Annotated in this window: 21 protein-coding genes and 1 tRNA gene; 8 read left to right on the top strand and 14 right to left on the bottom strand. The window is 59.8% G+C overall.

What is annotated here, in order from left to right; genetic code table 11:
• Nucleotides 1–111 precede the first annotated feature (111 nt).
• Entirely contained in the window at nucleotides 112–1,710 is a 1,599-nt protein-coding gene (guaA, locus tag V2391_RS06215; protein WP_329738617.1) for a glutamine-hydrolyzing GMP synthase, read from the bottom strand.
• A 268-nt stretch (nucleotides 1,711–1,978) separates the two neighbouring features.
• Here guaA and V2391_RS06210 point away from each other — a divergent pair, with 268 nt between their 5' ends.
• Nucleotides 1,979–2,992, top strand: a complete 1,014-nt coding sequence (locus V2391_RS06210) for an asparaginase (RefSeq protein ID WP_329738616.1) — start codon at nucleotides 1,979–1,981, stop codon at nucleotides 2,990–2,992.
• Between the two features lie 22 nt (nucleotides 2,993–3,014).
• Here V2391_RS06210 and V2391_RS06205 read toward each other — a convergent pair whose 3' ends face one another.
• Nucleotides 3,015–3,233, bottom strand: a complete 219-nt coding sequence (locus tag V2391_RS06205; RefSeq protein WP_329738615.1) for a helix-turn-helix domain-containing protein — start codon at nucleotides 3,231–3,233, stop codon at nucleotides 3,015–3,017.
• A 76-nt stretch (nucleotides 3,234–3,309) separates the two neighbouring features.
• Here V2391_RS06205 and V2391_RS06200 point away from each other — a divergent pair, with 76 nt between their 5' ends.
• A complete protein-coding gene (locus tag V2391_RS06200; RefSeq protein ID WP_329738614.1) occupies nucleotides 3,310–3,699 on the top strand; it encodes a hypothetical protein in 390 nt (129 codons plus the stop codon).
• 9 nt (nucleotides 3,700–3,708) lie between these two features.
• On the opposite strand, the gene V2391_RS06195 is transcribed toward V2391_RS06200, so the two are convergent.
• From V2391_RS06195 to V2391_RS06180, 4 genes are all read right to left on the bottom strand, one after another.
• A complete protein-coding gene (locus V2391_RS06195; protein ID WP_329738613.1) occupies nucleotides 3,709–4,092 on the bottom strand; it encodes a DUF1648 domain-containing protein in 384 nt (127 codons plus the stop codon).
• Nucleotides 4,093–4,103: 11 nt separating this feature from the next.
• Entirely contained in the window at nucleotides 4,104–5,180 is a 1,077-nt protein-coding gene (gene ychF / locus V2391_RS06190) for a redox-regulated ATPase YchF (RefSeq protein WP_040358752.1), read from the bottom strand.
• 127 nt (nucleotides 5,181–5,307) lie between these two features.
• Nucleotides 5,308–6,651: a 6-phospho-alpha-glucosidase gene (locus tag V2391_RS06185; protein WP_117798057.1), complete on the bottom strand. Its 1,344-nt coding sequence runs from the start codon at nucleotides 6,649–6,651 to the stop codon at nucleotides 5,308–5,310.
• Nucleotides 6,652–6,806: 155 nt separating this feature from the next.
• Nucleotides 6,807–8,399: an alpha-glucoside-specific PTS transporter subunit IIBC gene (locus tag V2391_RS06180; RefSeq protein ID WP_329738612.1), complete on the bottom strand. Its 1,593-nt coding sequence runs from the start codon at nucleotides 8,397–8,399 to the stop codon at nucleotides 6,807–6,809.
• 356 nt (nucleotides 8,400–8,755) lie between these two features.
• On the opposite strand from V2391_RS06180, the gene V2391_RS06175 reads away from it, so the two are divergent.
• The gene (locus V2391_RS06175; RefSeq protein WP_329738611.1) at nucleotides 8,756–9,781 is read left to right on the top strand and encodes a zinc-dependent alcohol dehydrogenase family protein; all 1,026 of its coding nucleotides are present in this window, start codon (nucleotides 8,756–8,758) and stop codon (nucleotides 9,779–9,781) included.
• Between the two features lie 65 nt (nucleotides 9,782–9,846).
• The gene (locus V2391_RS06170; RefSeq protein WP_329738610.1) at nucleotides 9,847–10,602 is read left to right on the top strand and encodes a GntR family transcriptional regulator; all 756 of its coding nucleotides are present in this window, start codon (nucleotides 9,847–9,849) and stop codon (nucleotides 10,600–10,602) included.
• A 131-nt stretch (nucleotides 10,603–10,733) separates the two neighbouring features.
• Here V2391_RS06170 and V2391_RS06165 read toward each other — a convergent pair whose 3' ends face one another.
• The 4 genes from V2391_RS06165 to V2391_RS06150 all read right to left on the bottom strand — a co-directional run bounded on the left by V2391_RS06165 (nucleotide 10,734) and on the right by V2391_RS06150 (nucleotide 15,030).
• Nucleotides 10,734–11,987, bottom strand: a complete 1,254-nt coding sequence (locus tag V2391_RS06165; RefSeq protein WP_329738609.1) for a 4Fe-4S binding protein — start codon at nucleotides 11,985–11,987, stop codon at nucleotides 10,734–10,736.
• 151 nt (nucleotides 11,988–12,138) lie between these two features.
• Nucleotides 12,139–12,477 carry a hypothetical protein gene (locus tag V2391_RS06160; protein WP_329738608.1) on the bottom strand — a complete coding sequence of 113 codons (339 nt, stop codon included), beginning with the start codon at nucleotides 12,475–12,477 and terminating at the stop codon, nucleotides 12,139–12,141.
• A gap of 144 nt (nucleotides 12,478–12,621) precedes the next feature.
• Complete coding sequence (locus tag V2391_RS06155; protein ID WP_117563611.1) at nucleotides 12,622–13,722, bottom strand: glycerol dehydrogenase; 1,101 nt, start codon at nucleotides 13,720–13,722, stop codon at nucleotides 12,622–12,624.
• Nucleotides 13,723–13,806: 84 nt separating this feature from the next.
• Nucleotides 13,807–15,030: an iron-containing alcohol dehydrogenase gene (locus tag V2391_RS06150; RefSeq protein ID WP_329738607.1), complete on the bottom strand. Its 1,224-nt coding sequence runs from the start codon at nucleotides 15,028–15,030 to the stop codon at nucleotides 13,807–13,809.
• 511 nt (nucleotides 15,031–15,541) lie between these two features.
• On the opposite strand from V2391_RS06150, the gene V2391_RS06145 reads away from it, so the two are divergent.
• The 4 genes from V2391_RS06145 to V2391_RS06130 all read left to right on the top strand — a co-directional run bounded on the left by V2391_RS06145 (nucleotide 15,542) and on the right by V2391_RS06130 (nucleotide 20,259).
• Entirely contained in the window at nucleotides 15,542–16,618 is a 1,077-nt protein-coding gene (locus V2391_RS06145; protein WP_329738606.1) for a hypothetical protein, read from the top strand.
• The gene (locus V2391_RS06140) at nucleotides 16,618–17,661 is read left to right on the top strand and encodes a hypothetical protein (RefSeq protein WP_329738605.1); all 1,044 of its coding nucleotides are present in this window, start codon (nucleotides 16,618–16,620) and stop codon (nucleotides 17,659–17,661) included. Before V2391_RS06145 ends, V2391_RS06140 begins: the two co-directional genes overlap by 1 nt.
• 45 nt (nucleotides 17,662–17,706) lie before the next feature.
• On the top strand, nucleotides 17,707–19,884 hold the full coding sequence (locus V2391_RS06135) for a MurT ligase domain-containing protein (RefSeq protein ID WP_329738604.1): 2,178 nt from the start codon (nucleotides 17,707–17,709) through the stop codon (nucleotides 19,882–19,884).
• A gap of 298 nt (nucleotides 19,885–20,182) precedes the next feature.
• Nucleotides 20,183–20,259 (top strand) — tRNA-Glu (locus V2391_RS06130).
• Nucleotides 20,260–20,574: 315 nt separating this feature from the next.
• Here the strand turns inward: V2391_RS06130 and V2391_RS06125 are convergent.
• The 4 genes from V2391_RS06125 to V2391_RS06110 form a co-directional block, all read right to left on the bottom strand.
• On the bottom strand, nucleotides 20,575–20,841 hold the full coding sequence (locus V2391_RS06125; protein WP_329738603.1) for a hypothetical protein: 267 nt from the start codon (nucleotides 20,839–20,841) through the stop codon (nucleotides 20,575–20,577).
• Nucleotides 20,842–21,869: 1,028 nt separating this feature from the next.
• A complete protein-coding gene (locus V2391_RS06120; RefSeq protein WP_329738602.1) occupies nucleotides 21,870–22,631 on the bottom strand; it encodes a hypothetical protein in 762 nt (253 codons plus the stop codon).
• Nucleotides 22,624–22,827, bottom strand: coding sequence for a helix-turn-helix domain-containing protein (locus V2391_RS06115; protein WP_329738601.1), 204 nt, complete (start codon nucleotides 22,825–22,827; stop codon nucleotides 22,624–22,626). Before V2391_RS06115 ends, V2391_RS06120 begins: the two co-directional genes overlap by 8 nt.
• Nucleotides 22,808–23,044, bottom strand: a complete 237-nt coding sequence (locus V2391_RS06110) for a hypothetical protein (protein WP_329738600.1) — start codon at nucleotides 23,042–23,044, stop codon at nucleotides 22,808–22,810. Before V2391_RS06110 ends, V2391_RS06115 begins: the two co-directional genes overlap by 20 nt.
• Nucleotides 23,045–23,046: the final 2 nt, after the last annotated feature.

The raw sequence follows: 23,046 nt of genomic DNA, 5'->3' as shown, positions 1-23,046 counted from the left end.
ACAATTGCGTATTGTCGATGGCTTGCGCCTAAATCCTGAAACCTGCGATAAAAAGAGGTGCCTTGCGATACGGCAAGGCACCTCTAATAGGTAACACACTTTTGTGTGGAATTACTCCCACTCGATGGTCGCGGGCGGCTTGGACGTGATGTCGTAGCACACGCGGTTGGCGCCGGGGACCTCGGCAACGATGCGGCCGGAGATGCGGGCAAGCACGTCGTAGGGCAGTTTGGCCCAGTCGGCTGTCATAGCGTCGCTGGACTCGACGGCGCGCAGGATGATCGGGCGCTGGTAGGTACGCTCGTCGCCCATAACGCCAACGGACTTAATGTCGGGCAGGACCGCGAAATACTGCCAGCAGCTGTGCTCGGAGTTGCGCTCGCCGGTCTGCTCAAACAGACGCTGGTTGTAGGCGTCGAGCTCCTCGCGCACGATGGCGTCGGCGTTCTTGAGGATCTCGAGCTTCTCCTTGTCGACCGCACCGATGATGCGGATGGCAAGACCCGGGCCCGGGAAAGGCTGACGGAACACGATGTGACCCGGCAGGCCCAGCGCCAGACCAAGCGCACGGACCTCGTCCTTAAAGAAGTGGTCGAGCGGCTCAATGAGGTCGAAGTGCACGCCCTCGGGGAACGGGATCAGGTTGTGATGGCTCTTTATGGTGGCCGTCTTGCCGCCCGTCTTGCGAGCGCCGGACTCGATGATGTCGGGGTAGATGGTGCCCTGAGCCAGGTACTTCACGGGTTTACCATCGGTCTCAAGCTGCTGAGCAACCGCGAAGAACTCTTTCCAGAACTGCGTGCCGATGATGCGGCGCTTCTCCTCGGGCTCGGTCACGCCGGCCAGAAGCTCGGCATAACGGTCCTCGGCGTGGACGTGGATAAAGTCGACGTCAAACTGCTTGGTGAAGACCTCCTCCACCTGCTCGGGCTCGCCCTTGCGCAGCAGACCGTGGTTGATGAACACGCAGGTCATCTGCTTACCTACGGCGCGAGCGCCCAGAGCAGCCACGACGGAGGAGTCGACGCCGCCGGACAGGGCCAGAATCACGCGGTCGTCGCCGACCTTCTCGCGGAACTCGGCCGTCATGGTCTCGGCCAGGTTGTCCATGCTCCAGTTGGGCTCCAGGCCGCAGATCTCAAACAGAAAGTTGCTTAGCAGCTGCTGACCGTACTCGGAATGCTTGACCTCGGGGTGGAACTGCGTGGTGAAGATCTTGCGCTCAACGCACTCCATGGCGGCAACCGGGCACACGTCGGTGCTGGCGGTAACGGTAAAGCCCTCGGGCACCTCGGAAACGGCGTCGCGGTGGCTCATCCACACGGTCTGCTCCATGGGCGTGGAGTTAAAGAGCTTGGCACCAGCCGTGCGCGTGATGGTGGCGCGGCCATACTCGCCCACCTCGGAGTGGCCGACCTTGCCGCCGAGCGTTACGGCTGTGATCTGATGGCCGTAGCAAAAGCCCAGGACGGGAAGGCCCAGGTCAAAGATGGCAGGATCGATGGACGGAGCGTCCTCGGCATACACGGAGGCCGGGCCGCCGGAAAGGATGAGCGCAGAGGCGTTCATCTCGCGAATCTCGTCGGCCGAGATGTCGCAGGGAACGATCTCGGAATACACGTTGAGGTCGCGGACGCGACGGGCAATGAGCTGACCGTACTGCGCACCAAAGTCGAGTACGAGGACCTTTGCGGAAGCATTTTGATCCATGGTATCCCCCTCTTGTTGGCGGGGAGCCGGTGCCCGCCCGCGCGAATGAACGAAAATATCTTTCATAGTGTACACGTTATATGGGGTTTCTCGTCCCTCGCAGCCATCAGCGCACGGCAAACGCACGACCTGCACCCTTTTTTGGTGGCGATTGAAATGTTACTAAACGTCACGGATGATGTAATACGTTTGAACATTGGACGCCCTGTGCCACAATACTGCCGAACGACTCCGCCTCTGCGGCGGCAAATACGATAGGAATATCAGCATGAAGCGCATCCTTCTCATCGCCACGGGCGGCACCATCGCATCGACCGAGGACGGCAACGGCCTCTCCCCCGCCCTGACCGGTGAGGAGCTCGCCCAGAGCGTCCCCGAGATCTCGGGCCTCTGCGAGCTCGACGTCGTGCAGCCCATGAACATCGACAGCACCAACATGCGTCCCAGTGACTGGATGTGTATCCGCGACGTCATCGTCGAGGGTTATGCCGACCACGACGGCTTCGTGATTCTGCACGGCACCGACACCATGAGCTACACCGCGGCAGCGCTTTCCTATCTGATTCAGGACAGTCCCAAGCCCATCGTACTCACCGGCTCGCAAAAGCCCATGGGCAACCCTTTTACTGACGCCAAACTCAATCTGTACCAGAGCCTGCTCTATGCGCTCGATGAGCATTCGCACGACGTCTCTATCGTGTTTGGCGGCGTCGCCATTGCCGGTACGCGCGCCCGCAAGCAGCGCACCATGAGCTTTAACGCGTTCATTAGCGTCAACTATCCGCCCATTGCCTACATCCGCAACGACCGCATCGTGCGCAACGGGCTTCACGGCACGCATCAGGGCGAAAACCCGGTGCGTTTCTACGACAGCATCGACCCGCGCGTGTTTGTCCTTAAGCTGACGCCCGGCGTAAACCCGGGTATCCTTGACGCCCTTGCCGATAGCTACGACGCCGTGATTCTGGAGACCTTTGGCATTGGCGGTATCCCCGAGTTTGGCGAGTCCGGCGAGTCATTCCAAGAGGCAATTTTCCGCTGGGTCAATTCGGGTCGCACCGTCGTTATGACCACACAGGTCCCCGAGGAGGGCCTCGATTTGGGTGTTTATGAGGTCGGCCGTGCCTACGCCGACCATCCGGGCATTCTACGCGGCGACGATATGACAACCGAGACGCTCGTGGCCAAAACCATGTGGGCACTCGGCCAGTCACGTGATGCGGCAGAGATTCAACGCCTGTTCTACAGCCAAGTCAATCACGACCGTATCCCGATGGTGTAATTCAGTTTTCGACGGGTATCCCCTATTCGATGCCCTCGAGAAGCTCCGATACCGTCATGCCAAGCGCGGGCGCGATCTTAAATAAAACCTTGAGCGTGAAATTTGCCGTCCCATCTTCGATTCGGTCGAGGTAGGGTCGGCTGATTCCTGTCGCCACGCAAAAATCGACCTTGGAGATACCAAGGGCCTTGCGCGTCCGCTCAACTCGCTCGCCAAGAATCTGTTTCGCATGCTCATTCATGCAGACGAGTTTGAAATGGAGCAAAACAAAAACGTAAACTATAGTTTACGTTTTGCCGAATATACAGGAGTTTTCTATGTCGGCTTGCTCAATTTGCATGCGTCAGAAATCACGCTGCTCAGACGGCGCGCAGCCCAAGCTTGTCGTCGTTGAGGCCGAATGCCTTTCCCCGGACGAACGCACAGCCTTTACGCTGCTATCGAGCCGTGTTGCGACCGCACTGCTCCCCGACCCGGCGAGAGGCGAGCTCGCCGCTCAATGCCGAACGCACGGCTGCGCCCTTGACCAGGCCGTAGTAATAGCAACCAGCCAGCGTGGCCTGCCCCTCCTTTTAGAAGCCGGTATCGCGCTCTGCCTTCGCGGCGCCGGATACGAAAACGAGGCCGCCGCCGATGTGGTCTTTAAACCACGATCGAGCGGCGGCCTCGCAGCAGCCATTGAATATGCGTGCAGGCTCGTTGCCTAAAAGGACAAGCTAGAAACCAAAGCCAAAGCCCGTTCCGGTAATCGCCGAATACATAAAGTAGACGTTGATCACGTTGAGGAACACACCCGTGATGCAACCGTTGCGCAGGTAGCGCTCGCACACGATGCGCGCCATGGCGGCGGAATCCTCATTGTTCTTTGCCTGGCGTCCCGCCGTAAAGTACGTCGCCACGCTCAACAGCAGGTTGAGCACCGGAAGTGCCAGCAGCTCGTAGCTCTTGCCCCAGCGCGTCACCTCGCCGGCGGCATTAAACTTCGTTGCCACCTCGGGACCAATGTTGGGGATAACACACGCTGCGACCACCAGCGGAAGCACTGCAAGTACCAGCAGCGCGATGCCCATGTAGCCGGCTTTTTTGCCATATTTAAACATGCGCGTCGTCCTTACACGTTAAAGCGGAAGTGCACGACGTCGCCATCAGCCATGACATACTCTTTGCCCTCGATGCGCAGCTTGCCGGCGGCCTTGGCGCCCTGCTCGCCGCCGAGCTCGATGTAGTCGTCATAGCCAATGACCTCGGCCTTAATAAAGCCGCGCTCAAAGTCGGTGTGGATGACGCCGGCAGCCTGCGGGGCGGTTGCGCCCCGACGAACCGTCCAGGCCTTGACCTCCATCTCGCCGGCCGTAAAGAACGACTGCAGACCGAGCAGCTTATAGGCCGCCTGCGCGAGCACGTCCAGACCGGGCTGCTCCAGGCCCAAGCTCTCCAGGTAGTCGGCCGCATCCTCGGGATCGAGCTCGGAAAGCTCGGCCTCAATCTTGGCGCAGATCGGCAGCGGCTTGACGCCGTCGATGGGCGCCAAGTCCTCGTTGAGCATGTCCTCATCTACGTTGGCCACATACAGGATGGGCTTCATGGTGAGCAGGAACAGGCCCTTGGCAGCGGCACGCTCCTCGTCGGTCATCTCCATGGATGCGGCGCGCTTGCCCTCGTTGAGCCAGGCAAGCAGACGCTTGGCAACCTCGAACTTGGGCATGAGCTCCTTGTCGCGCTTGGCCTCCTTCTCGAGCTTGGGCAGCTGCTTCTCGAGCGTGCCCATATCGGCCAGGATGAGCTCGGTCATGATGGTGTCGGCATCGCCGGCGGGGTCGACGAACTCGCCCGTGCGGCCCACCTCACGCATGACGTTGGGGTCCTTAAAGTAGCGCACGACCTCGCAGATGGCGTCGGTCTCGCGGATGTTTGCCAAGAACTGGTTGCCCAGGCCCTCACCCTCGTTAGCGCCCTTCACCAGACCTGCGATGTCGACGAACTCGACCGTCGCCGGCACAATGCGACCCGGGTTGACGATGTCGGCGAGCTTTTGCAGGCGGCTATCGGGCACGTCGACGATACCCACGTTGGGATCAATCGTGGCAAACGGATAGTTGGCGGCAAGGCCAGTCTTTTTGGTAAGCGCGGTGAACAGCGTCGACTTGCCCACGTTGGGCAGGCCCACGATACCGATGGAAAGGGACACGACAGCTCCTTTTAGTACAGGTACTTCAAACCGTATAAGTATAGCGCCGCCGCAGCATCCGGGCGAATCCGGACACCGCGGCGGCGCAAATGAAGCAGAGATGTGTGAGGGTTCGAGACAGTAGTCCTTACTTAAGCTCGGGCCAGAAATCCTTGTTGGCCTCGATGAGCTCGTCCAGGATCTGCTTAGCAACGCTCGCCGAAGGAATGGTCTTGGAGAGCGTGAGTGCCTGCCAGAGCTTCTGGTAGCTACCCTCGACCCAAGCCTGGACAACGAGTTTCTCGACGGAAACCTGCTGCTCCATGAGGCCCTTCTGGAACTGCGGGATCGGGCCCTGGCAGATCTTCTCAAAGCCGTTGGAACCGACGATGCAAGGCACCTCGACCATGGCCGTCGGGTCGAAGTTGGGCACAGCACCATCGTTGGGAACGATCAGCAGGAAGCGCTCGAGCGTATTCTCGGCCAGTGCGCAGGCAAGGTCGACGATGTAGTTGGCATGTACATCTGGCTCAAAGCCGCCGTCTTTAGCAGTACCCTTGGCGATGATGTCGCGGCAAGCGCCAAAGACCTTCTTCTCGCGGCCGTCCATAACCTCATTGGCGCGAGTGTAGTTGGGGTCAGACGTCTCGACGACATAGTCCGGGTACAGGTAGTACTTGAGGTAGGTATTGGGAATCGTCTCGGGATCGACAGCATAGACATCCTTGGCCTTGCCGAAGGTGTGAATCCAGCTCTCCTCGACATGCTGCTCCTTACCGGCCTCGTGCTCGATGCCGTCCAGGTAGCCGTTCTTAGCCATGTGCTCCTTAATCTGCGGCATGAGGTCGTTGCCGTCCTTGTCGTAGATTTTGCTCCACCAACCAAAGTGGTTGAGGCCGTAGTAGCTATACTGCAGCTCGCGACGATCCTTGATGCCGCACATACGGCTCATCTTATCCATAAGGTCGATCGGCATGTCGCAGATGTTGATGATGCGGCTGTTGGGGCGCAGCACGCGGCAGGCCTCGGCGACGATAGCTGCGGGGTTGGAGTAGTTGAGCATCCAAGCGTTGGGGCTGTACTTCTCCATGTAGTCGAGGATCTCGATGACGCCGCCGATAGAGCGCATGCCGTAGGCGATACCGCCGGCACCGCAGGTCTCTTGGCCAACGCAGCCGTACTTGAGAGGAATCTTCTCGTCGAGCTCACGCATAGCGTACAGGCCAACGCGGATGTGAGCGAGGACGAAGTCGGTCCCGGTGAATGCGGTCTCGGGGTCGGTGGTGTAGTTGAACTCAACCTCGGGGGCGTTCTCGTGGAAGTAGATCTCGCAGGCCTTGGCCACGGTCTCCTGGCGCTCGGCGTTGTTGTCGTAGAAGGTCACCTTGTTGACCGGGAAGCGGTCGCGCTCCTCGAGCAGCATCAGAGCGATGCCCGGGGTGAAGGTGGAGCCACCGCCGGCAATGGTCACGGCATAGTTTTTCTTGGACATGATGTCCTCCTCATTCTGGCCGCTTGCTCAATCCATCCCCGTACGCGGCCTGCACGGTTTGGAATTGTTACCTAGAAGTGGAGTTTTTTATCTCTAGAATCGGCCTTGCGGTGCATACCGGCTCTGCAAGGCCGATTGTTTCGATGGACGATGGTTTACAGAAGACTCTCGAACTTCTCGCGAACCTGCGGGACGGTAAGGCCGATGATGACCTGGATTGACTGGCCTTGGACCACCAAGCCATGCGTACCGATCGCCTTGAAGGAAGCCTCGGGTGCAACGGCGCCCTTATCCTTGACGTTAACGCGCAGACGGGTGGCGCAGTTAGTTACATCGATGACGTTGTCCGTGCCACCGAGTAGATCGAGGATGTTCTCGGCAAGCACCAAGCGCTCATCATCTTTACTCTGGGCGACCGATTTGCTAGCAGCAGCACCGCCCTGCTTTTGCTTGTAGTCGGCCTTGGACTTGAGCTCGACCTCAACATCGTCATCCTCGCGACCGGGGGTCTTAAAGTCGAACTTGACGATCAGGAAGCGGAAGACCACGACCCAAAGAGCGGTAAAGCACAGACCGACAAGGATGGAGATGGCGTACTGCAGACCGTGTGCGGCCCAAAGGGGCAGCCAGTCCCACGAGAGCATCGAGATGATGCCGCCGTCGAAGATACCCACGACGCCAAGGAGGTTTTGAGCCATGCAGCCGAGCGCTCCGAGCACGCAGTGGACGACGAACAGGCCGGGCGCGATGAACAGGAAGGTGAAGTCAAGCGGCTCGGTAATACCACAAAGCATAGCGGTAAGGGTGACCGGGATCAGCAGAGCCTTGACGCGCTGCTTGCGCTCGGGTTTGGCGGTCATATAAAACGCAATGGCGACGCCAAGCGAGCCGAAGACTTTAGTCCAACCAGGGCAGGTATAGGCAGCCCAGGGTGCGGCATCCTTAAGAGCAATGCTCGGATCGGCAGCCAGTTGGGGCAGGATGTTGGCCCAAGCAGCAAAGATGCCGCCGTTGACCGCCGCGTTGTCATAATAGAACGGCGTATAGATAAAGTGGTGCAGGCCCGTAGGAATCAGCACGCGCTCGAAGAAAGCAAAGACGCCCACGCCAAACGTACCGGCGGAAAGGATGAATCCCTGGAAGGCGGCGATAGCAGCCTGAACATGCGGCCATACCAGGCAGGCGATAAGAGCGACCGGAACCATAACGAAGAAACCGATCATATAGATGAACACGGAGCCCGAGAACACGCCCAGCCACTCAGGAAGTTCGGTGTCGAAGTACTTGTTGTGAAGCATCGTGGCGATACCCGAAATGATAAGCGCGCCCATGATGCCCATATCAAGCGTTTTGATGCTTGCGATAGTGGCAAGACCAGTACCGCTGCCCGCCTCGACAGAGTAGTCGACCCCAAAGACAGGGCCCCACTGCCCCAAGATTGTGCTTACAAAGTAGTTGAAGGTAAGGTAGATGGCCAAAGCCTCCATGCAGCAGCGAGCATTCTGCTTGTTCGCGAGCGAGATTGGCAACGCTACGCAAAACAGCAACGGCATCTGGTTAAAGAGCGTCCAACCACCCTGGAGCAGCACATTCCAGCAATCAAACCAAAGATGACCCGCAGTGGCCATCTCGCCAAAGATCGCCTCGGTGGTAAACAACGTACCCAGGCCGACGACGATTCCGGAAAATGCGAAAAGAATTGCAGGCGTGTACATTGCACCGCCGAAACGTTGTATCTTTTGCATCATGACGGGGAATCCCCCTCTCTTCATTCGGAGCGGCTGCGGTTTTGGCTTCACTCGAGACCGCAGACGCGCCGTTTGCGTGTACCTCGTGCAATAGGACGGGTGGGCCCGCTTCCCCGACTTCTTGCGCTTCTTTTTTATCATATCACTTATCTAGACAAGTTAATACGGTTTCTATGTTCGGTCAGCGATCGATAATTGGCCGTAAACGGTATAAGTTCAGTATTTTGCCTGCTAAATCTGACATAGCTGATGGCTGCAATTAATATTTCTATTCGACTTGTCTAGATGTGCTTGTCTATACCTGTAGACATGCCTATACTTCATTACAATATTCACCGCCACGTTAAGGAGTCACCATGAAAAGCGCGGTCTTCTATGGAAAGCACGACCTCAGAGTCGAGGAATCGGCAAAGCCGGCCGTGGGCAAGCGCGACGTTCTGATCAACGTCAAAGCTTGCGGCGTCTGCGGTACCGACGTTCATATCTATGAAGGCGACAAGGGTGCAGCCGACGTTACCCCGCCCACGATCCTTGGCCATGAGTTTGCGGGCGTTGTCGAGGCCGTGGGCAGCGACGTCGCTGGCTTTAAACCGGGCGATCGCGTGTGCATCGACCCAAACCATCCCTGCGGCTGCTGCGAACCCTGCCGCGACGGAATCAACCACTACTGCGAGCATATGACCGGTTACGGCACCACCGTCAACGGCGGCTTTGCCGAGTACTGCTCCGTCGATATGCAGCAAGTCTACAAGTTGGGCGATCACACCAGCTTTGAGCAGGGTGCTATGACCGAGCCCGTCGCCTGCTGCCTGCACGGCATCGATATGTGCAACATCAAGCCCGGCAGCACAGTTGTCGTTATCGGCGGCGGCATGATCGGTCTGCTCATGATGCAGCTTGCAAAAAACGCCGGCGCCACCAAGGTTGTCTTGCTCGAGCCTGTCGAAGGCAAGCGCGAGGTTGCGCTCAAACTCGGCGCCGACCTGGCAATTGATTCCATCCACGAGGACGTCCCGGCCTGCCTGAAGCAGGAGGGCGTCGGCAACGTCGATGTCGTTATCGAGTGTGTTGGCAAGCCCGTCACCATCGAGCAGGCCATCCAGATCGCCGGCCACAAGGCTACGGTCATGATGTTCGGCCTCACCAAGCCCGATGAGACAATCACCGTCAAGCCCTTCGAGGTCTTCCAGAAGGAGCTTGTGCTTACCTCGTCCTACATCAACCCTTATACGCAGCGTCGCGCGCTCGAGCTCATCGACTCAGGCAGGATCGACGTATCCTCGATGGTCGCCAAGGTGGCTTCCCTCGACGAACTCGGCGCCATCCTGTCAGACCCAGCTCTGCGCGCCATGGGTAAATATATAATCGACCCCAGCAAGTAAATCGATCGACACCTGCGCGAGCAGTCCTCATCCACCGCTCGCGCACTCAGCTCTAGGAGACCGTCATGGCGCGAGCCATCTTCCAAACCATTTATGACAACGTGAAGCAGTCGATTGACGACGGCACATACGCCTATCTAAGCTATCTGCCTTCGGAGACTGAACTCACTCAGCTGTTTGGCTGTTCGCGCATGACGGTCCGTCGCGCCATCTCGATGCTTGCGGCAGATGGCTACGTGCTCCCCCAGCAAGGCAAAGGCATGCGCGTCATTCGCAACATCAGTGACGAGACGAATCGTGGCGGCGGCGGACTCGAGACCTTTAAGGAAATCGCAGCCAGCCGAGGCTTTGAGCTCAAAACGGTTACCACTGTCTTTGAGCTCCTCGTCTGTAACAAGGCGATCTCCAAGATTACCGGGTTTCCTGAAGGCTGTGAGCTCACGCGTGCCAAACGCATCCGTTATGCAGACGGACGGGCCGTGTGCTCCGACGACTCCTATTACCTAAGCTCACAGGTACCGGGGTTGACACCCGAGATTGTCAACGACTCGATCTATCGTTACCTCGAAGAAGACCTTGGCATTAAGATTGCCACGGGCAAACGCGATGTAACAATTGAGCATCCCACGCCCGAAGATGCGCGCGTGCTCGATCTCGACGACTTTAACGCACTCGCCGTTATACGCGGGCAGACCTACAACGCCGACGGCATCCTTATGGAATACACCGAGACCAAACAGGTCCCCGGGTTCTTTTTGCTCCATGAAACCGTGACGCGCAACGGTACCGGTCGAACCGGCCACCAAAGCAGCATGAACTAACCATTTATTAGTTGCGGTGGGACAGTTCCTAGAATGGCCAGCTTAAGGGCAAAACAGGAACTATTCCACCGCAACTTTTTTGGCCGGCGGGGCAGTATCTGTCCCACCGGCCATCATTTACGCTCTTTTAGCTAGTCCGCGAGCTTCTCCACCTGATCGAGCATCTTGTCGAGCTTGGCCTTTGCCTCAGCCTTGACCTTCTCAGCTTCTTCGTGAGCCTTGGCCTTCTGAGCAGCCTTTTCCTCGGCTTCGGGGTCGACGACGACCAGATTGGACGCGTCGTGCTCAACAAGCTTGAGCGCATGCTCGGGACACACCTTGACACAGGCGCCGCAGCCCAAACAATACGTGGACTCCAACGCAAAGCGACCGCTTCCCACCAAATCGCAGGCAAACGTGGGGCACACGTTGACGCACTCGCCGCACGACGTGCACTTGTCAAAATCGCATTCCGGCGTGCTCACCTGCATGTTCTGGGCAAGCTCGGGGTGGTTTTGCAACGTCGAGAGCACCAGTTGGCGCCCGTGCGTAAGCGTACGGCGACGCTTGGTCGTCGTGGTGCCGCACATGGTGTTGAGCGTGCGCTCGAGCTGGGTAATCTGATGGCGATGGGCCTTGAGCTTTTGCGTCACCGAGGCCAGCGCCGCCGTCGCCGGATTGAGCTTGGTCACCGTCAGGCCTGTGGTGCGGGCAATCTTTTCCATGTACTCCTTGCGCTCGTACTCGCGACGCTTATGGCATTTGAGGCTCTTGGGGTCGACCTCCAGGCCCATACCCGTGCCGGACCACTCCTCGGCCTTCGCAATCGCCTCGCCCAGAATGTCCTCACCGCCGGTGTTGCGGCATTTATCGCACACGCCCAACGGCAGGTACACACTCACGTTGGGATAGTCCGCCAGTACCGAGAACCAGGTCTCAGCCGTAATATCGCCCACGCAGGCAACGACGACCTCGTTTTCGCGCGGCATGCGCTTGAGGGCGCGCGTGCAGGTGACGTAGGCGGTCTCGTGGCTCGTAGCCGCCGAGACAATATCGTCATACAGGTTTTTGGGCGCCAGGCGCGGCGAGATGATCGCCTCGGTCGGACAGACAGCGGCGCACAGGCCGCACTTGCGACAGGAGTCGAGGATCTCGATGGAGTCTTCCTCGACCTCGATAGCGTTGACCGGGCACACATCCATGCACGCGGTGCAGCCGCTCTTTTCGTTTTTGCAGGTCAGACACGGAATGGTGTTGCCGCGCGGGCGCTCCTTGTAGTCGGCAGGATTCCACTGCGGCGCCGATGGATCGAGTGCATCGGTCACACCGCCAAGCGGGTTTTTAAGAAAGTCGAAACCCTTGCTGATCTCGATAATGTCATCAAACAGATCGTGTTCCTGCGCCATGCGCGGCCCCTCCCTGAGCAGTGCAAACAAGCAAGAGATAATGATACGCCATCGGCCCACGCCTCGGGCAAATTACACGCGGCGCATCTTTGCGGCAAATAGCCCATGGCCTATCGCCGCCCCGATTGCACAAGGTCGATCAAGCGTCAAGCTATGCCTCGCACATGAGCTGCACGAGCTTTTGTTCGGTCACCTTGACCTGCTCGTTGGCCATATTACGCTCGTTTCTAAAGACCGCATTTGCAACACCCTGCAGGTCGCCATCGGAAATCGCGCTACACGGACCGTCATAAATCTTAAAGAACGGCTCGCTGAGACCTTCGCCCAGAAATCCATCGACGATCTGCTTGCACAGTCGATCCTCGGTGCCTTGGTCAAACAGGACATAGGCGGAGCACCCCAACCATGACAGATACCTGCCCTGACGCGAAGGTTCGCCCGGCCCCTGAACATACCGGCCGGGACCGCCATAAACCATGGGAAGCGCCATGCGAGAATCCGCCCTTCATCAAACAACGATTGGTGCAAAGTAACCTGCCCCCCTGCACCAACTTGTGCATTGGGGACAGGTCCCTTTGCACCATAGCAAAAGGGGCAAAGCCATCTGTCGGCTTTGCCCCTTCCTTACCTTAGTTTACTCATCCATAAGGTAATAATGACCCAGTGCGTCGGCACCCAGGATGGCGTTGGCGACCATCTCGGGCGTCACCTCAAACGGCATGTTGCACATGGTATCATCGGGCGCGCAGGCGGCCTCGGCAACAATCATGGCCTGCTCGCGCGTAAGCTCGGCAACGCCAAGTTCCTTCATCGTGACCGGCAGGCCCAGCTCAATGCAGAAGCCCAAGACTTCCTCGAGCTTCTCGGTCGGAGCATCCTCGAGTACCAGCTGGACGATGGTGCCAAAGGCGACCTTCTCGCCGTGATACATGCCGTGGCACTCGGGCAGCATCGTCAGGCCATTGTGGATGGCATGAGCAGCAGCAAGGCCCGAGCTCTCAAAGCCAATACCGGAGAGCAGCGTATTGGCCTCGATGATATGCTCGACGGCAGGCGTAAGCGCACCCTTCTCCAGCGCAACCTTGGCCTTGACGCCATCGGCCATAAGCGTCTCGTAGCAGAGCTTGGCGAGCGCCAGGCCGGCCATTCCGCCCTTACCGCCGGCGCAAGTGCCGCCGTCGGCATCGTGCGTCGCTTGGGCCTCAAAGTAGGTTGCGAGCGCATCGCCCATACCGGAAACCGTCAGGCGCACCGGGCTCGCTGCGATAACCGTCGTATCCATAAGGACGATATTGGGGTTTGCCTTAAGGAAGAGATATTTATCGAACTGGCCGTCGTCGGTGTAGAGCACCGAAAGTGCCGAGCACGGTGCATCGGTCGAGGCGATGGTGGGGCAAATGATAACCGGGGACTCCAGGTAATAGGCGACGGCCTTAGCGGTATCGAGGATCTTGCCGCCACCGACGCCTACGATGATGTCGCAACCGTTGTCGCGAGCGAGCGCAACCAGGCGATCGACCTCGCCCTTGGAGCACTCGCCGTTAAAGTCCTCAAACAGCAGCTCGGCCTTAGCCTCGGCAAAGCCGCCCTCGATCTTGGCACCGACGCGCTTCTTGCCCGAAGGCGTCACGATAACGAGGGCCTTAGCGCCGAGCGGCTCGACATAGGAGCCGAGCTTGGCCAGCTCGTCCGGGCCCTGGATGTACTTGCTGGGGCTATTGAAGATTGCAGCCATAACTATCCCATTCTCTAATAATTAAAAAGAAAGGGGCTCCGTACGGATACGTGCGGAGCCCCTCATTACGATAACAAGAGTCGATTAGAAATCGATGTCGGTGTCGTAGTAGCAGGCCTTGAGGATCTTCTCGAAGTCGGCAGCCTTGGTCTCACGCGGGTTCTCGGGCGTGCAGGCGTCCTGCTCGGCGTTCGCGGCGATCTCGGGCAGCTTGGCGAGGAACTCCTCCTCGGAAACCATCTGCGGGTTCTCGGCGTCGACCTTCACGCCACCATTCGCGTAATCCTTGATGGACTGCGGAATGTTGAGCTGATCGTTGAGGTCGCGAATCTTCTGGACGAGCGCGGCGATGAGCTCCTCGTTGGTCTCGCCGGGAAGGTGCAGAATCTCCTTGGCCACGTAAGCGTAACGCTCGGCAGCACGGGGATCCTTGGAGTTCCACTGGATGACCTTGCCCAGGTACATAGCGTTAGCAGCACCATGGATGATGTGGCCGTTCTCGAAGGCAGCACCGGTCTTGTGAGCCATGGAGTGAACGATGCCGAGCAGGCCCGAGGAGAAGGCGATACCGGCGATGCACTGAGCCTCGTGCATGTGCTGACGGGCCTCATGGTCGCCAGCATAGGATTTGGGCAGCCACTCGACGATCTCGCGGATGCCGTGCAGAGCGTTGGCGTCGGTGAACATGGAAGCGCAGGTGGAAACGTAAGCCTCCATGCAGTGGGTCAGAGCGTCCATGCCGGTATGAGCGCACAGCTTGGAGGGCATGGTGTAGGTGAGCTCGGGGTCGACGATGGCGACATCAGGGGTGATGTTGAAGTCGGCCAGCGGGTACTTGATGCCCTTGGCGTAGTCGGTAATGACGGAGAAGGCAGTGACCTCGGTAGCGGTACCGGAGGTAGAGGAGATGGCGCAGAAGTGAGCCTTCTGACGCAGCTCAGGGAAGCTGAACGGCTGGATGATGTTATCGAAGGACTCCTCGGGATACTCGTAGAAGACCCACATGGCCTTAGCGGCATCGATGGGCGAGCCGCCGCCGATGGCGATAATCCAGTCGGGCTCGAACTCGCGCATGGCCTCGGCGCCCTTCATGACCGTCTCGATGGACGGATCGGACTCGACGCCCTCGAACAGCTTGACCTCGAAGCCGCCCTCTTTGAGGTCAGCCTCAACGTCCTGCAGGAACCCGCCGCGGCGCATAGAGCTGCCGCCAGAAACGATGATGGCCTTCTTGCCCTTGAGGTTCTTCACCTCGTGGCGAGCGCCCTCACCAAAGTACAGATCGCGAGGATTGGTAAAACGTCCCATACTGTGCCTCCTAAACAAGCCCCTCTTAGACTTGCGTATATAACGGAGCACCCGATTGGCTCCGTTAGGACCGTTTTGCGCGTTGCCGGCGATGACAATGCGCGATGTCTAAACGTCTCAATGCTCAGACAAACACTATTTTACCGTTCTGGTTGGTCAGTTATTCACCTAAAGCCAACAATGATGAAACGTTTTTTCTATCCCTGAAGACCCTTATGGGGCATTCATACTCCCAAGCTGGGCAAACGTTTTATCAAGGTTGACCACATATCCCGGGCAGGACGGTGCCCCTCCAAAATGTGCCCCGTTCGCCGCCAAAAATCGACCGTTTGCGGCACCGTGATACCACTCGGCCGTCCAAGGTGCCGACATTTGTGCGACATCCGTCTGACATCCGTCTTCGTGGTGCAAAGGTGCATGTCCAAGTGCGGCACCCCCGGTGTGCCACATGCGGGTAAACTAGAACCTTATATAGAGAGATTTGAACCCTAACCGCAGCAAAGGAGGCCCCATGGCATTCGATCCCATTCAAGAGGATTGCCATCGCCTCGTTCTTGAGGCCTTGCGCCGCGACAATATCCCGCTCACCGACGGTGCCGCCGTAGAGCGTCTGATGGAACAATTCACCCGCAACCCCGCACCGCTCATCGTGCACGACCGCGACCGCGCCGGGCACCTCATTGCCAAGGTGGTCGAGGCTGTCGACTACCGCATTCCCTTTATCCCTGACGATACCCAGGCAGAGCAGGAAGAGGCAGCTGCCGAGAACATGCTCCGCGAGGCTGCCGCACTCGATCCGACCAACTGGGATGCCCAGCGTATGCTGACGGCGCTCACCGCCGAATCCAACGAGGAATACGTACAGTACTTGGTATCCAAGCGCGATGAAGTCGAGCACGACTTGGCGCTCAAGATCGCCTCGGCGCAGGACCCCTACGAGCGCGAGGCCGCGGGCGACCTTATGCGCCGCCCCTACCTGCGCTGGCTTGCCGCCCTTGCGTCGCGCGCCCTCATTAGCGGCCGCTACCGTATGTCACTCGAAGCCGCAAACCGCAGCCTGGACTTTGCCCCCAACGATCCGGCTGGTGTCCGCCACACCGCGATGCTCGCCATGGCAAAGCTCGAATACCCCGCCGAGGAACTCAAGCGCTTTCGCTCTGCCCACTCCGTACCCTATCTCGCCAACACGCCACTGCGCCGTCGTCCCAAGGACGCGGAGCGCGACTTGGACCCGTGGACGCTCATCGCGCTGATGAGCGCTGCCTGGCGCGAGCTGGACTACGAGGGCGCCGAGCACTACTTGCGCATCCTTGCACGCTCGTGCCCGCACGCAGCCGAGGCGCTCTACTTCCAAACCGAGTTTCCCGATGGCGTCTATGCCCGCGTCAACGTGGGTGCAGGCTCCACCGACGAGCTCGTCCTTGCACTGTCCGAAGCGACGCCGGTACTGCAGGAGGGCCTGGGCGCTCCCGACAACGCCAGCTTTGCCGCCTGGGTCGCCACCAACGACATCGTGCGTTCCCAGATCGACGAGCGCATCCTGCGCGCAGCCGAGCAGGGGCTTCCATTTAAGGGAGGGGACCTCTAATGGATCCGAGCGTCTACATCCCCGCCTACTTGGAGCGCACCTATCTGGCATCGCACCCCGAGCTCACCGATGCAGCACGCGAGCTTGTCCATAACGACATTAGTACGAATCCCCAAAAGTATGCGCAGTCCGAGCATGCCCAGGCGCTGCTGTCCTATGCCGGTGTTCATCGCCACCTGCTCGACGAGCTCCATCGCATCGAGGACATGGGCAGTGACGAGGAGTTCGAGCAGACGCGCAATCGCCTGTTCGACGACATGCGCGATGAGCTGCTCAAGATTGTCCGCGTCGATGCACTGGCCGTCGACGCGCAGCTGCTCGCCATCATCCTGGCCGACACGCCCGTTGACGCCTGCCTGGGCGACCTGATGAAGCTCGAGGCAACCACGGCCGATTACCTGCAGCAAAGCGTGCCCGGGTTCGATATGGAGGCCCCACACTACTGGGCCAACAAAGTTTTGACGGACGGCGTGACGGCGGCAGAGCTCACCGTAAGCGAGCCGGCGCTTATCGGGTGGCTTCACACGCTCGAGGCCATCTCGCAGCTGTGCATGGCGAGCGCCCGCTACCGCGCTGCCGCCAACTACGCCCGCCGCGTCCTTAAGGCAGAAGGCTATCCCACCCGTGCCGCCGGCACCGTGCTGCTTGCCCTCGCACGCCTGGAAGACCAGGACGGCTTTTTTGCCCTTGCTCACCAGCTCGAGGAACAGGTGGGAGCCGATGCACTCGAGAACTCCCCTTGGTACCTGCTCGCCCGCACAATCCTATTGTTCAAAACGAACAAGATGCGTCCGGCGGTGCGCGCGCTGCGTGAGTTCGCTAACCGCTGCGAGGGCGGCGCGTTCTTCTTGCTGAATCCCATGTACCAGACGCCGTACCTTCCCTGCCGGCCCGAGCCACGCGATCCCTGGGATCTTTCGCACCAGGCCGTTTGGGAAGCGGACGGCATTATCTCGGACACTCCCGACTTTGCCCCCTGGGCCAATGCCTGCGAAGACGTGTCGCAGCTTGCCCAGGAATTTGCGCGCCGCTACGGATTTTAGTGACGCACTCGACCCGACCATGTCGTTTACGTTAGGAACGGTTTCATGAACCTCCGCTCATCTCTTGCCTGCACCTCGAGCGATATCGCTCGCTGGGGGCTGCGCTCCGTCCTCAAGCGCCAGGGCGGCGTGCTTCCCGGCCGCATCGCCATGAAGATCAACCCCTATCTGCTGAGCGACCTGGCAAGTCTTGTCGACCGCAGCGTGGTGATTACCGGCACCAACGGTAAGACCACCACCTCCAACCTCATCGCCGACGCCGTTGCCGCCAGCGGCGCCACCGTGGTATGCAACCGCGCCGGCAACAACATGGAGCCGGGCGTGGTGGGCGCACTACTCGAGGCGCGCAGCGGCCTCAAGCAAGCCGGCGGCGGCAAGCGCGTGGGCGTTTTTGAATGCGATGAGCTCTACACCGTGCGCGTCCTGCCCAAGCTCAAGCCGACGTACTTCGTGCTGCTCAACCTGTTCCGTGACCAGCTGGATCGCTATGGCGAGATCGATCACACCCAGGAGGTCATCGCCCACGCGTTGGAGCTTTCGCCGGCAACGACGCTCATCTACAACGCCGACGACCCGCTGTGCGCCTCGATTGCCGCGCGCGTTCCCAACGCGAGTATTGCCTTTGGCATCGATGGCGCCACCAACACCGAGTCTGACCGCATCAGCGACTCGCGTTTTTGCTCGCAGTGCAACGCCCCGTTGGAGTACGACTACGTACAGTATGGTCAACTCGGCGCCTACCATTGCCCCTCGTGCGGTTGGGCACGCCCCGCACTGGTCCGCCGCGTAACGAATGTGGAGCTCAGTCGCGATGGCTATGTTTTTGACCTGGTGTTTGGATCTGATTCCAGCGCGCCAGCCGCGCACATCGCCACGCGCTACAACGGCTTATATATGGTCTATAACGTTGCCGCCGCATTCTTTGCCGCACATGAGTTGGGCGTGGATACGGCGCACCTGCAGCCCACGCTCGATGCCTACGTGCCCGCCGGCGGACGCATGGGCCGCTGGGATATTGCCGGTCGCACTGTCGAGGCAAACCTGGCCAAGAATCCCGTGGGCTTCGATCGACAGATCCAGTCCATTAAGACGGCGGGCGGCAGACTCTGCGCTTTCTTCCTTAACGACAACGACGCTGACGGCCACGATGTCTCCTGGATCTACGACGTCGACTTCGAGCGCATCGCCGATACCCCAGGGCTTGTCGCCTTTGCCGGCGGCACGCGTGCACACGATATGCAGGTGCGCCTCAAGTACGCCGGCATCGACGCCGCCATCATCTCGGACGTCGCGCAGGCAATTGGCGCCGTGGCGGATGAGGCCGCCGGCGACACTTTCTACGCCGTCGCCAACTACACGGCCTTCCCGCCGCTGGTCAAGGAGCTCGACGAGCTTAATGGCACCACCGCCGACGTTGTTGCCGGGCGCGCCGTGGCCCGCGCCGATGGCAACGCCATCCCTTCCGCCGTCGCGCCGGTCGAGCTTTCACGCCCGTTGCGTATCGTCTACCTGTATCCCGATGCGCTCAACCTCTACGGCGACGGCGGCAACGTTATCGCGCTCGAGCGCCGCTGCGCCTGGCGCGGCATTCCCGTGCGCGTGGACGAGGTCCACATGGGCGAGGTGCTCGACCTGACCGACGCCGATATTGTCATGATGGGCGGCGGCTCCGACCGCGACCAACTGGCGGTTGCACATGAACTGCTCGCTCAAAAAGACAAGGTCGCGGCCTATGTTGAGGATAGCGGCTCGCTGCTCGCTATCTGCGGCAGCTATCAGCTGCTCGGCCGTTCGTACTATATGGGCGAGGATCGCATCGAGGGCCTGGGCGTCATTGCCGCCGAGACCGTACGCGGCTCCGACCGCCTGATCGGCAACGTCGCCGTCAAGACCGACCTGGCGCCCGAGCCCTTTGTGGGATTCGAGAACCACGGCGGCCGCACGCTTTTGGACGCCGATGCCACGCCGCTCGGAACGTCCGTCGTCGTGGGCACCGGCAACAACGGCGACGATGGCTTTGAGGGTCTCATCTACAAGGGCGTCATCGGCACGTACCTGCATGGCCCGGCGCTGCCCAAGAACCCCGAGCTCGCCGACTGGCTGATCGCGCACGCCCTCGAGCGCCGCGGCGATGCACAGGCCAACGCTCTGCTGCCGCTCAAGCCCCTCGACGACACCTACGAGCACGCCGCCCACGACGCCGCCATGAAGCTCCTCCCCTAGCACCTCACCACCACAAAGGGGACAGGCACCTTTGTGGTGGTTTTGACCCGTCCCAGCGGTTTGTCTCAATCTGTAACATCTAGACCGATAAAAGTCGTCTTACTGTTACAGAATGAGATGTTCGTCCCGACGTCTGCCTTTTGTCTCGATCTGTAACAGGTAGAGCCGATTTGCCTGCCCAGATGTTACAGATTGAGATATTTGAAGATCGGAATAGAAGCCTACTCCTGTGTGGTGGTTTTCCAGTTTGCCAACGATATACGCGCCGGCAAAAAAGTCTGCTATACTCTTTCCCGCTGTCCCCATCGTCTAGCGGCCAAGGACGCCACCCTTTCAAGGTGGATATCGCGGGTTCGAATCCCGCTGGGGGCACCACAGCATTTGAGCAGGTCAAGGCGTGTTTTTCGTCTTGACCTGTTTTCGTTTTTAGGGGCTTGCCGCAAAATGCGCCGCAAAATCGCCGCAAAACTTCGCCGCAAACGTGCCGCCAAATCTCGGGCGGTATCGCCTCGGCACTACGCCGAATCTCCTTTTTAGGGCTTCGCATTGTTCGCATTGAACGCCCCGCCCCGCTCTTTTTTGGGGCGTGACATTCTTGACATTGAACGCACCGCCCCGCCTTTTTTTAGGCTTATGAAAGTTATGATTAACGGCATGAAAAGGCCCCGCCGTGGCGGGGCCTGCTGTTGTCTAGGGGACGGGAACCTCTTTAGCCTCCCCCATTTCAAGCTCGATAGCAGACGGTCTCTCGCCTCTAAGGAAAAATGGAATCGGGAAGAAGTCGATCCTCCCCGTTTCTTTGTCGATAGCATACGGAGTGTCGCCCGGGGCCATCTTTCCATCGAAACCGAACCCGACGAACCAATGGTATTTGCCCTCGTATGCGCACACCGGGTCGTATCCGTCTACGGCCCCCTCTTCCAGAATCGGCTTTATGGCCTCTTCCAATGTGAGCATAACCGCCAACCTCCCCAATCGCCCGCACTCGGCACGGCACGCCCGAAACGTCCCGCAGGTAGTGAACGGAGAACCTGCGGAGAGACGTGCCGCCTCGGGAACGGGCGCAATTGAGCGCCCAAACCCCTATTCCTCTGGTAGGGCTTTGAGGTTCACGCCCCTCACGGGTTCGTACACCTCCACCAGCGTACCCATGAACATTATACCGCCCTCGCCTGCCCGCTTCTTTCCTAGGGGCCTCAAATCGTCTTTATAGGCCCTATTGTCGTGCGTTAGCAGTACTCGCCCGCCATCAACGTCAACCGCCCTAATTCGGGCTAATTGTTGCGTCCTCGGGCCATATGGCGGCGACCTGTAAAGCCCTATCTCCCCGACCTCGGGTATGCGAGGAACCCAAACGCCCATCATCCCCGCCCGTAGCGTCGGCTCCATGCAGTCGCCCGTGAGCCACGTTGAGAACGCCCCCGCGCCCTCGTCGTGCGGGGATAGATCGCCCTGAGCACCCCCCCCCGCATCGTTCGGCGTTTCCCGTTCTCGTCCATGTCGGCCTCTTTCCTCTCGTGGGCTTGTCTCCGTTTCGCCCGTATCGAGGTTAGAGCAGGGAACGCGCCCGTTCCCCCTCCCCGCCGGGAACGCCCGAACCTACCGAACCCCTGCATATGCCGCGCCGCGCGGGTTGATACACCGCCCCCCGTTGTTGATCGAGACGAAAAGCGGGGCGCACCCGTTCCCACAGTGCGCCCCGCCTCACATCTCGGGCATTTTCCAATCGTCGAGCTTTTCCAGCTCACCCGTAAAATCGAACTCGCCCATAGCGGCCTCACCTCCTAGCTTTCCTCTGCCTCGTGGCCTGAGCCTCGCCCAATAGGTCGTTGACCCGCTCCATGCCCTCACGCGCCTCGGCTATGAGGCGTTGACGCTTTCCCGTGGCCTCGGCCTCCGCCGCCTCGATCTCTTTGAGGGTGTGCGTAGCGCTCCACCGTGAACGGCTTAGGGCATCGGGCACCCATTCGGCATGGATAGCGGCTCTAGCCCTCTCCATGCTCCCCGCTTTCCCTGAGCACGTATGAGCTTCGACCGTTCTCCCTCACGGCCTCCAGACCTGATGGTGGCAGGCCGACGGTTTTCATGCCGTGCCTGCCGCAGCTCGAAACGATTAGCCCGCTGCCGTCTATCCATGCCTTCACCGCCTCATGGCATACGGGGCACGGGGCATGAAAGAACGTCTCGCCCGTCTCGAAAACGCCGGGGCCTCGCTCATAGTCGGTAGCCTCCTCGCTACTAGCCATTGGGCTTATAGGCCCATGGCTAGTAGCGGATAGGTCATAGCTAGTAGGTAGTAGTTTATAGCTATGCTGTGCGCACACCCCGTCTGACACGGGGTCTGACACGGAGTGTGATACCCCCTCTCCAGCTGGGGGAACGTTGCCGTTCCCGCCCTCCAGCCACCCGGTGAGGTCTATGTCCCGCAGCATGTTGGCCTTTCGCCACGAGTCCTCGCGGGCGTCGCTGAGGCGGTCGGCGTTTGCGTCGAAATAGGCGCGGGGCACGCCGTCCAGATGATCGGGGCACACGCCCGTGAACCAATAGTCGATGAGCGCGGCAAGGTAGGCGCACCGCTCGCCCTCGTCCTCTATCCTGAGCGACGCGAGGTAGTCCCGCAGTTGGATCTTGTCGTATGCGCACGGGGGCTTGCCGCTCGCAATGCCCCGGTCCTTCCTCATGCGCCTGAGCGCCGCCGCCCGCCGCTCGACCTCTCGGCGGTACTCTGCCCGCTTTTCGCTATCCATCGTCCACCCCCACGAGTGCGAGTGCCGACTTGCGGGTTACGTAGACGCGCCGCCCTATGCGCACCTCGTCGAGCGCCCCTTGCCGGATGAGGCGGCGAACGTCCCTCTCGCTGAGATCGAGCACCGCGCCCGCCTGAGCCGACGTTATGAGCCTCCCCATGTTCACGGGCACGGGCCTAATGTCCTCGTTCCACATCGCCGCCACCTCCTAGGCGCTTGCGGCGCACCAGCTCGCGCCCTATAGCGTGGAACCTGCCCATAGCCCAGCGGCGATAAGGGGCGCCCTCGCCCATGCCGCACGTTCTGAACGCCAACCTGTCGCACTCCGCTGAGATTTCGGCTTGGCTCATGCCCTGAACGTCTAGGTTGGCTGCATGCCTGATAGCGGCAAGCGCCGCCTTTAGTGGCCTCATGT

Origin of the sequence: Collinsella sp. CM84Y_54 (assembly GCF_036317945.1) — a bacterium.
Taxonomy (GTDB): Bacteria; Actinomycetota; Coriobacteriia; order Coriobacteriales; family Coriobacteriaceae; genus Collinsella.
The sequence above is the reverse complement of the archived record's forward strand: the minus strand, read 5'-3'. Positions and strand labels throughout refer to the sequence as shown.